Consider the following 7,937-nt stretch of genomic DNA (forward strand, 5'->3'; position numbering starts at 1 on the left):
CGCCCCGGCCCGCCCGCGCGTCCACTCGATTCCCGTTCGAGGTGTTCTCCCCTCCGCTCTGACAGCGTCAGGGCTCCGGGCTTCACCGGTGACGAAAGGACGCGAGGAATGACCAAGTCAAGGCGCAGGTTCGGCATCGGCGCCGTGGTGGCCGCGGTCGTGGCCACGACGATCACCTTCACGGGACCGCAGGGCGCCAGCGCGCAGGACCAGGCACGCCGCGGCTGGGACCACTTCACCTTCGGAGTGCCGTGGGAGGAGTCCTACGGCTACTCGCAGGGCATCAGAGCGGGGGACGAGATCTACATCTCGGGGCAGGTGTCCCACGACGCGGCGGGCAACTTCGTGGGCGCCGGCGACTTCGAGAAGCAGGTGCGCACGTCGTTCGACAACCTGGACAAGGTCCTCGCGCACTACAAGGTGCCGCGCAGCCAGATCATCAGCATCAAGATCTTCACCAAGGACCTGCGCCAGAACTTCGACACGGCCGCCCGGCTCCACAAGGAGTACGTCGGCAAGCACCGCACGACCGACACCATCGTCGGCGTCTCCGAGCTGTCGGTCCCCGAGCAGCTCGTCGAGATCGAGGCCATCGTCAAGGTCTCGCCCCGCTCCTGACCGGACGGGCCGCGCGGTGACCACCGCGCGGCCCGCCCGTCACCACTGACGCTTCACGGCGGCCTTCGTACCGGTCACCAGGCTCGCCGGCGCAACGTCGTCGGCCACGACCGCGCCCGCCGCGATCACGGCGTCCCGGCCGATGCTGACGCCGGGCAGGATCGTGGCACCGGCACCGATCCACACGTTCTCCGCGACGTCGATGGGCGCGCCGGTCAGGTACAGCCGCCGCTCCTCGGGATCGACCGGGTGCCCGCTCGTGATGAACGTGACCTTCGGGCCGACCATCACGCGCTCGCCGAGCCGGATGCCGGCGTAGTCCAGGAACGTGCAGTTCTGGTTGATGAACACCCGCTCGGCGAGTTCGAGACGCAGACCGTGGTCCGTGTAGAAGGGCGGATAGATCGTGACCCTCGGTGGCAGCGGCTTGCCGAGGATCTGTTCCAGCAGCCCGGCCCTGCCCTCCTCGTCCTCGAAGGGCAGGGCGTTCAGACGGGAGGTGAGCGCGGTGACGCGCAGGACCCTCTCGGCCATGGCCTGGAACTCGGGGCTGTGGATGCGCATGAGCCGGTCGCTGGACATGCCGCGATTCTTCCGTGCGTCCGCGTGACCGGACAACACGGGATCCGACCGGTCCGGTCAGAAGAGGTGGCGGACGAAGACGTCCGACGCGCCGTTGGTGTCGCCGGGCACGATGTCGTCGGCCGCGGACTGGAAGACCACGTCGCGCCCTCCCGTGCTGACCGCGTCGATCCCCGCCGTGGCGGGCCGGTCCGAGACGACCTGGTCGGCGCCGGTCTCCAGGTCGCGCAGCACCAGCGACGGCCCGCCCGTGCCGGTCGGGGCGTACAGCAGGTGCCGGCCGGTCGGATCGATGGCCAGGCCCTTCACGTCCGTGACCGTTCGGGTCGTGCCCGAACGCAGGTCGTGGACGTAGGTGCTGGAGCCCGAGAGGTAGACGACCGTGCCGCCGTCGTCGCTGAGCTGGAGGAGCGAAGCCGCCGTGGCCGGGCCCTCGACCGGGCCGGTGCTGGTGCCGGTGGTCCGGTCCCAGACGAAGACGTCCTTCGCCGCGCCGTCCTGGTAGGCGACGTAGCGCCCGTCGCCGCTGATGGACGGCCGGGCCGGGTAGGTGTGCTCGAAGGAGGCGACGGTCACCACGGCGCCGGTGTTCCAGTCGTGGACCTCGACGCGCTGGCGGTTGGTGGGGGCCGGCTTCCTCATGAGGAGGGCGAGGGCCGTGTACCGGCCGTCCCCGTTCAGGGACGGCTGGTCGCAGCTGTAGGCCGAGCAGTTGGCGGACGCCGTCCCACCGGTGCTCACCTGGTACTGGCGGATGCGCACGTCGTTGAACCACTGGAGCGAGTAGCCGACGTACGCCCCGTTGCCGCTGATCGCCGGGGGCTGGAGCGGGGTGTACGTACCCATCCGCTTGGTCAGCGCCGTCTGCTGGTCGCGGACGAACACGGCTTCGTGGCCGGCCGCGCTGTCGGACGTGAGGTTGCGCGCCGAGGACGAGAAGACGACGCGGCGGCCGTCGGGCGTGATCGAGGCGGCGCCGGAACCGCCGTCGCTCTGGGCGCCGTCGGGCGCGACGCTGATCCTCTCGACGCCTGCGGTCGCCCTACCCGCCGCCCCCACGGGTCCGGCCCAGGCGGTTCCGGGTAAGGCGGCCGTGACCGCGCAGACCGCGACGGCCGCGCCCAGGAGGGCCCGCACGCGTCTGGTGGTGACCCTTCTCGTGGTTCCCCTCATGTTCCCCCCAGCCAGGACGACGAAGCCCCGCCTCCGGCTCCCTGCCGGAGGCCAGAGCATGCAATCGCGACGGTGCTGTGGGGTCAATGAGGCACATGCCCGAGAGATATGGTTTCGGCCATGACGGAGCGCGAACGCCCCGCGGAAGCCGGCGGACCGGCCTACGCGGGGCGTTCGCGCACGGACCCGCCGGCTACCGGCTGAGCGACCCGAGCGCCGCCACGTCGTACGGCTTCAGCTCGTCGAACCGGTTGCCGAGGACCTTCGCCGCCCACTGCGGGTCCTGGAGCAGCGCCCGCCCGACGGCGACCATGTCGAACTCGTCGCGCTCCATGCGGTCCAGCAGGTTGTCGATGTCGCCGAGCGCCGCGCCCTCGCCGGCGAAGGAGCGGATGAAGTCCCCGTCGAGGCCCACCGAGCCGACGGTGATGGCCGGCCGGCCCGTGAGCTTCTTGGTCCAGCCCGCGAGGTTCAGGTCCGAGCCCTCGAACTCGGGGAGCCAGTAGCGCCGGGTGGAGGCGTGGAAGACGTCTACGCCCGCCGCCGCCAGCGGGGCCAGGATCGCCTCCAGCTCCTCCGGGGTCTGCGCGAGCCGGCCGTCGTAGGCCTCCTGCTTCCACTGCGAGTAGCGGAAGATCACCGGGAACTCGGCCGAGACGCGCTCGCGGACCGCTGCGACGACCTCCGCGGCGAACTTCGTACGGGCCACCGCGTCGCCGCCGTACGCGTCGGTGCGGCGGTTGGTGCGCTCCCACAGGAACTGGTCGAGCAGGTAGCCGTGGGCGCCGTGCAGTTCGACGCCGTCGAAGCCGATCCGCTCGGCGTCCGCGGCGGCGTCGGCGAACGCGCCGATGACGTCGTCGAGGTCGGCGCGGGTCATCGCCCTGCCGGTCCCCTCGGTGCCGTCGACGCGGATGCCGGAGGGACCCATGGCGGGGGCGTCGGGGTACGGCGCCTCGCCCTGCTTGCGCACCATGCCGATGTGCCACAGCTGCGGCACGATCGTGCCGCCCGCCTCGTGCACGGCCGCGGCGACCTTCGCCCAGCCCGCCAGCTGCTCCTCGCCGTGGAACCGCGGCACCCGGTCGCTCTGCCCGGCGGACTCGTGGCCGACGTAGGTGCCCTCGGTGACGATCAGGCCCACGCCCGCGGCGGCGCGGCTGGCGTAGTACGCCCGCACGTCCTCGCCGGGCACGCCGCCGGGGGAGAACATCCGCGTCATCGGAGCCATCGCGATGCGGTTGGGGACGGTGAGGCCGTTGAAGGTGACGGGCCGGGAGAGGATCTCGGCCGCGCGGGAGGCGGTCGACGTGGTGGCGGTCATGCGGGTCCTCCGGGTGGTGGCTGTGGCTCGTCGGATGACAACGAGAAGTGCATAGTACACATGCTATGTATCATGCATATTGCAGCCTGGGAGGCCCGTCGGCCCGCAGGGGTCGGCGATAATGGAGCGCCGGTAAGGAGCGGGAGGCGCAGTGCTGGAGAAACTGGAGCGGGAGCTGATGCTGCTCTCGCGGCACCAGGTGCTGGGCCGGCCCGAGCGCGACCACGAGCGCCTGGAGCGGTCGGCGTACCTGCTCCTCAGCCGCATCGACACCCAGGGCCCCATGTCCATCGGCCAGCTGGCCGAGGCCTTCGGGCTCGACACCTCGACCGTGAACCGCCAGACCGCCGCACTGCTGCGCTGCGGGCTCGCCGAACGCGTCGCCGATCCGGACGGCGGCATGGCCCGCAAGCTGCGCATCACCGACGAGGGCGGGCGCCGGCTCAGCGGGCACCGCGAGGTCAACCGGTCCTGCCTGGCCCGGATCGTCGCCGACTGGTCGCCGGAGGAGGTGCGGGAGCTGGAAGACGTCCTGGTCCGGCTCAACCGCAGCGCGGAGGCACTCGAAGGGCGCTACTGGCCGCGCGCGGAGGAGGACCCCGCCGGCGCCGCCTGCCGGCCGCCGGCCCCCGGGGAACCGGCGCCGCCCACCGCGTAGCCACCTCACGGGTGCAGGTCGTCCTCGTGCACCCGGCGCGCCGGCTCGATCTTCGTACGGGCGGGCCGTCCGGCCTGCCGCGGCGGCGAGGGCCTCGGACCTCCCGGGGCAGCTCCGGCACGGCACGGAACTGCGCCTTCAGGGCGAACCCCATCCCCTCCGCCCGGTGCAGCCTCCTCCAGTGCGGCCCGCGCACCCGTCGCTCCGCCCGGGGGCGGGCCGTACGGCCGTCCGTGCCCCTCCTCGGATTCGACGAGCCGCCGCAGGTACGCGGCCTCGCGGGCACAGCGTTCGCCTCCGACACGCTCGGCCGGACGCCTTCCAGCCCCTCCGGCGTCCGCTCAGCCCTTGAGCCGGCGGTTGACCTCCTCGCTGATGCGGCGGTTCAGCTCGGCCAGCTGCTCGGGTGTGTAGGCGGTGAGGTCACCGAGGTCCGGTGGCTCGGTCCGGGGTCGGCCCTTCGCCTGTTCCTCGCGCCGCTTGAGCTCCTGCTCCTCGGGTGAGCCGGGGGCCGCGAACGCGCACTTGATCAGTGCCCCGTCGGCGGCCTTCAGGCAGGTCGCCTCGCGGCCCGCGACCTGGCCCCTGCCCTCCACGCGGTAGCGGATGTCCTGTTCGCTGCCGATCGTGGCGGTCCATGTGGTCCCGCCCGTGGGGACCACCTCGAACACCCGGTCGTCGTTGTAGCAGCAGACGTCCCGGTACTCGGCCTTGATCAGCGCGATGATCGCCTTCGGGGAGGACCAGGTCGGATCGAGCCGGTGGACGGTCAGCGGTGCCAGCCCGCCGCCCCGGTGGCGGGCCGGCACCGTCGCGACGGCGACGACCGAGCTGGCCTCGCCCTGCGGCGTCAGGGGAGTGACGTAGACGCTGCGCCCGCTCGCATCGCCGTAGCGCAGGGTGAACTCCGAGTCGTTCCCCTCGTTCGCTCCGTCCTCCGAGGCGTCCCAGCCGCTGCGTTCGAACCACCAGTCCGTGAAGCCGCCGACGGCTGCCACCGCCTCCCGCTGGCGGGCGGCGAGGCTCAGCGGATAGGAGGGGCCCGGGACGGCCTCCGTCTCGGTGGTGATGGTGACCTCGCCGGTCCGGCCGTCGTAGAGCGCGACCCCCGCCGGACGTTCCGTCACGACGAGGAACCCGGTCTGCCGCTTCAGGGGCACGACCACGACGGGCGTACCGCCCGAGCAGGTCACGTACGCGTCGCCGGCCTCGAAGCGGACCCAGCGCTTCTGCCCGGAGATCTTCCGGCCGAGGTTGTGGCCGAACCAGCCGCTGATACGGGCGTCGGCCACGTCGACGTCGAACGAACAGCGCTGCTGCGCACGGCCGGTACCCCCGAGCGGCACCTCCTGCACGAGGCCGACCTCGTACCCGGACAACCAGCCGCTGCGCTCGAGGAGGGTGGAGAAGCGGTCCGAGTCGGGCAGGTACGTGATGTCGGAGATCTCCCCGGTGACATCGCCCAGGTGCGGGGCCGCCTGCGCCTTCCCGACGAGGTAGGGCGCGCGGGGGGCCAGCGCGGGCACCGGCTCGGTCACCACCCGCGTGGCCTCCATGTAGCCGCGGTCCTGCAGGTGCGCGCCGTAGACCAGCCACCAGACGGCGAGCGCGAGACCGACGAGGGCCCCCAGGCAGCCGAGCACGGCCGCCGCCTCCCCCGAACCGCCCCCGTCCTCGCCGCGCACCCTGCGCAGCAGCCACCGCCCGAGCCCCACCAGCGCGACGATCCCCACCGCCAGCAGCGGCAGGGCCAGCCAGGCGAAGAGCTTGCGCAGCTCCCACACCAGGACCGTGGAGTAGTAGGGGGCGTACCACGGTGCCGACGCCACGAGCACCACCACACCCGCGGGCACACCCGTACGAAGAGCCCGACCCATCAGCGCCTCCCCATCGCCCGGTTCAGCACAAGTGTGGAGTGCCGGGCGGACCCTGTCATGGCCGAACGCACATTCCCAACTCCGCTGAAACGGTGGGAACTTGACGCACCCGTCAGTAACATCCGACCGGCCAGTAGCACGCCGTCCGAGAAGCCGCCCCCGAAAGGGTCTCCTGCATGCGCCGGACCTCCCGCTTCGCCCCCGTCGTCCTCGCCGTGGCAGCCCTCCTGCTCGGCACCGTCCCCGCGCAGGCCCAGGCCCGCCCGGACCGCGTCACCGACCGCGTCGCCGACCGCGTCACGGTCGGCGACCGCACCTTCATCGCCGACGGCCGGGGCCGCGCGCTGCAGTGGCGCGGCTTCAACCTCGCCGACAAGAGCAGCCGGGGCGCTGACGCGTTCGCCGACATCCACGAGAGCGACCTCAAGGAGATGTCCGCCCGCGGCTTCAACCTCGCGCGCCTGGCGTTCTTCTGGGACGACCTCGAACCCACCCCCGGGCACTACGACCGCGGCTACCTCGCCAAGATGCGCCGCATCCTGGACTGGGCCGACCGCTACCACGTCAAGGTCGTCCTCGATGCCCACCAGGACGTGTACGGCCCGCACTTCGGCGCCCGCGGCATCCCCGACTGGGCCACCCGCGACGACGGGCTGCCCTTCACGCCGATACCCGACGACTGGTTCTCCCAGTACTTCGAGCCGTCCGTGCAGGCCGCCTTCGACCACCTGTACAAGGACACCGATCTGCGCGCCGCGCACGCCCGCATGTGGGTGACCGTCGCCTCCGCCCTGGGCAGGCACCCGGCGCTGCTCGGCTACGACCTGATGAACGAGCCGTTCGCGAAGTTCCTCGAAGGCGAAGACCTCCCGGCCGCCGCGGCCCGCTTCGAAGCCGGCGAGCTCACCGAGATGTGGAACCGCCTCGCCCGGGCGGTCCGCCTGGTCGACCGCAGGTCGTGGGTATTCGTCGAACCCACCGTCATCGTCGGTCTCGGCGTCCCCACCCGTCTGGGGGCCATCGACGACCCGCACGCCGGGTACGCGCCGCACTTCTACGAGACCGCGATGGAAACCGGCGCCGACTACGACCCCAACGGCACCTTCATCCCGGTCTACGAGGCCGCCATCAGCGACTACCCGACCCGCAACCGCATGCCGGTGATCGTGGGGGAGTGGGGCGGGAACCCCTACGTACCGCACGCGAGCCGGTTCGTCACGGACATGACGGCCGCCATGGACCGCTTCTCCAGCGGCTGGACGTGGTGGCAGTGGTGCCGGGGCGGCGGCTACTGCTTCCTCGACCGGACGGGCGCCGTGAAGCCCAACGCCCGGCTGCTCGTCCAGCCCTACGCGCGGGCCGTCGCGGGTGACCCGCTCGGCTTCGCGTACGACCCCGGCACGCGCACCTACACCCTGACCTTCCGCACCCGCGGCGACGCCGGGGGGCCGACGGAGATCACCGTTCCCGAGGACGCCTACCCGAACGGCTGCCGCGTCACGGTCCGCGGCGGCAACGCCAGATGGGACGGCCGCGGCCGGACCGTGACCGTGACCACGCGCGGCAGGGCCGGAGCCACGTACCAGGTGACGATCAGCCCGCGGTAGGAGCAGGGCGGCGGGGCCGGTTTTATTGAACGCGTTCAGTCGGTGTGTCATGATGCGGTTCCCAGGAAAGGACGGCCGCCATGACGAGCTCGCTCCTG

General features: G+C 72.0%; 7 protein-coding genes. 3 read left to right on the forward strand and 4 right to left on the reverse strand.

Annotation, left to right across the window (positions count from 1 at the left end; translation table 11 throughout):
• Nucleotides 1-108: 108 nt before the first annotated feature.
• On the forward strand, nucleotides 109-618 hold the full coding sequence (locus tag SSNG_RS32645) for a RidA family protein (protein WP_007268218.1): 510 nt from the start codon (nucleotides 109-111) through the stop codon (nucleotides 616-618).
• A gap of 39 nt (nucleotides 619-657) precedes the next feature.
• On the opposite strand, the gene SSNG_RS32650 is transcribed toward SSNG_RS32645, so the two are convergent.
• The 3 genes from SSNG_RS32650 to SSNG_RS32660 form a co-directional block, all read right to left on the reverse strand.
• Nucleotides 658-1,200, reverse strand: coding sequence for a DapH/DapD/GlmU-related protein (locus tag SSNG_RS32650; RefSeq protein WP_007268219.1), 543 nt, complete (start codon nucleotides 1,198-1,200; stop codon nucleotides 658-660).
• 57 nt (nucleotides 1,201-1,257) lie between these two features.
• On the reverse strand, nucleotides 1,258-2,337 hold the full coding sequence (locus SSNG_RS32655; protein ID WP_128637276.1) for a PD40 domain-containing protein: 1,080 nt from the start codon (nucleotides 2,335-2,337) through the stop codon (nucleotides 1,258-1,260).
• Nucleotides 2,338-2,566: 229 nt separating this feature from the next.
• Nucleotides 2,567-3,697 (reverse strand): NADH:flavin oxidoreductase, encoded by a 1,131-nt coding sequence (locus tag SSNG_RS32660; RefSeq protein WP_007268221.1) that lies wholly within the window; start codon nucleotides 3,695-3,697, stop codon nucleotides 2,567-2,569.
• A 178-nt stretch (nucleotides 3,698-3,875) separates the two neighbouring features.
• Here SSNG_RS32660 and SSNG_RS32665 point away from each other — a divergent pair, with 178 nt between their 5' ends.
• A complete protein-coding gene (locus SSNG_RS32665) occupies nucleotides 3,876-4,355 on the forward strand; it encodes a MarR family transcriptional regulator (RefSeq protein WP_241695283.1) in 480 nt (159 codons plus the stop codon).
• Between the two features lie 341 nt (nucleotides 4,356-4,696).
• Here the strand turns inward: SSNG_RS32665 and SSNG_RS32670 are convergent, their stop codons facing one another.
• A complete protein-coding gene (locus SSNG_RS32670; protein WP_007268223.1) occupies nucleotides 4,697-6,184 on the reverse strand; it encodes a hypothetical protein in 1,488 nt (495 codons plus the stop codon).
• 224 nt (nucleotides 6,185-6,408) lie between these two features.
• Between SSNG_RS32670 and SSNG_RS32675 the strand changes: the two genes are divergently transcribed.
• Nucleotides 6,409-7,839, forward strand: coding sequence for a cellulase family glycosylhydrolase (locus tag SSNG_RS32675; protein ID WP_007268224.1), 1,431 nt, complete (start codon nucleotides 6,409-6,411; stop codon nucleotides 7,837-7,839).
• The last annotated feature ends 98 nt before the right edge of the window (nucleotides 7,840-7,937 follow it).

This window comes from Streptomyces sp. C (genome assembly GCF_000158895.1).
Classification (GTDB): Bacteria; Actinomycetota; Actinomycetes; order Streptomycetales; family Streptomycetaceae; genus Streptomyces; species Streptomyces racemochromogenes.

Coding starts and splice junctions, on each gene's coding strand:
- SSNG_RS32665 (WP_241695283.1), top strand. CDS start 3,876: ATGCTGCTCTCGCGGCACCAGGTGCTGGGCCGGCCCGAGCGCGACCAC.
- SSNG_RS32675 (WP_007268224.1), top strand. CDS start 6,409: ATGCGCCGGACCTCCCGCTTCGCCCCCGTCGTCCTCGCCGTGGCAGCC.
- SSNG_RS32645 (WP_007268218.1), top strand. CDS start 109: ATGACCAAGTCAAGGCGCAGGTTCGGCATCGGCGCCGTGGTGGCCGCG.
- SSNG_RS32650 (WP_007268219.1), bottom strand. CDS start 1,200: ATGTCCAGCGACCGGCTCATGCGCATCCACAGCCCCGAGTTCCAGGCC.
- SSNG_RS32660 (WP_007268221.1), bottom strand. CDS start 3,697: ATGACCGCCACCACGTCGACCGCCTCCCGCGCGGCCGAGATCCTCTCC.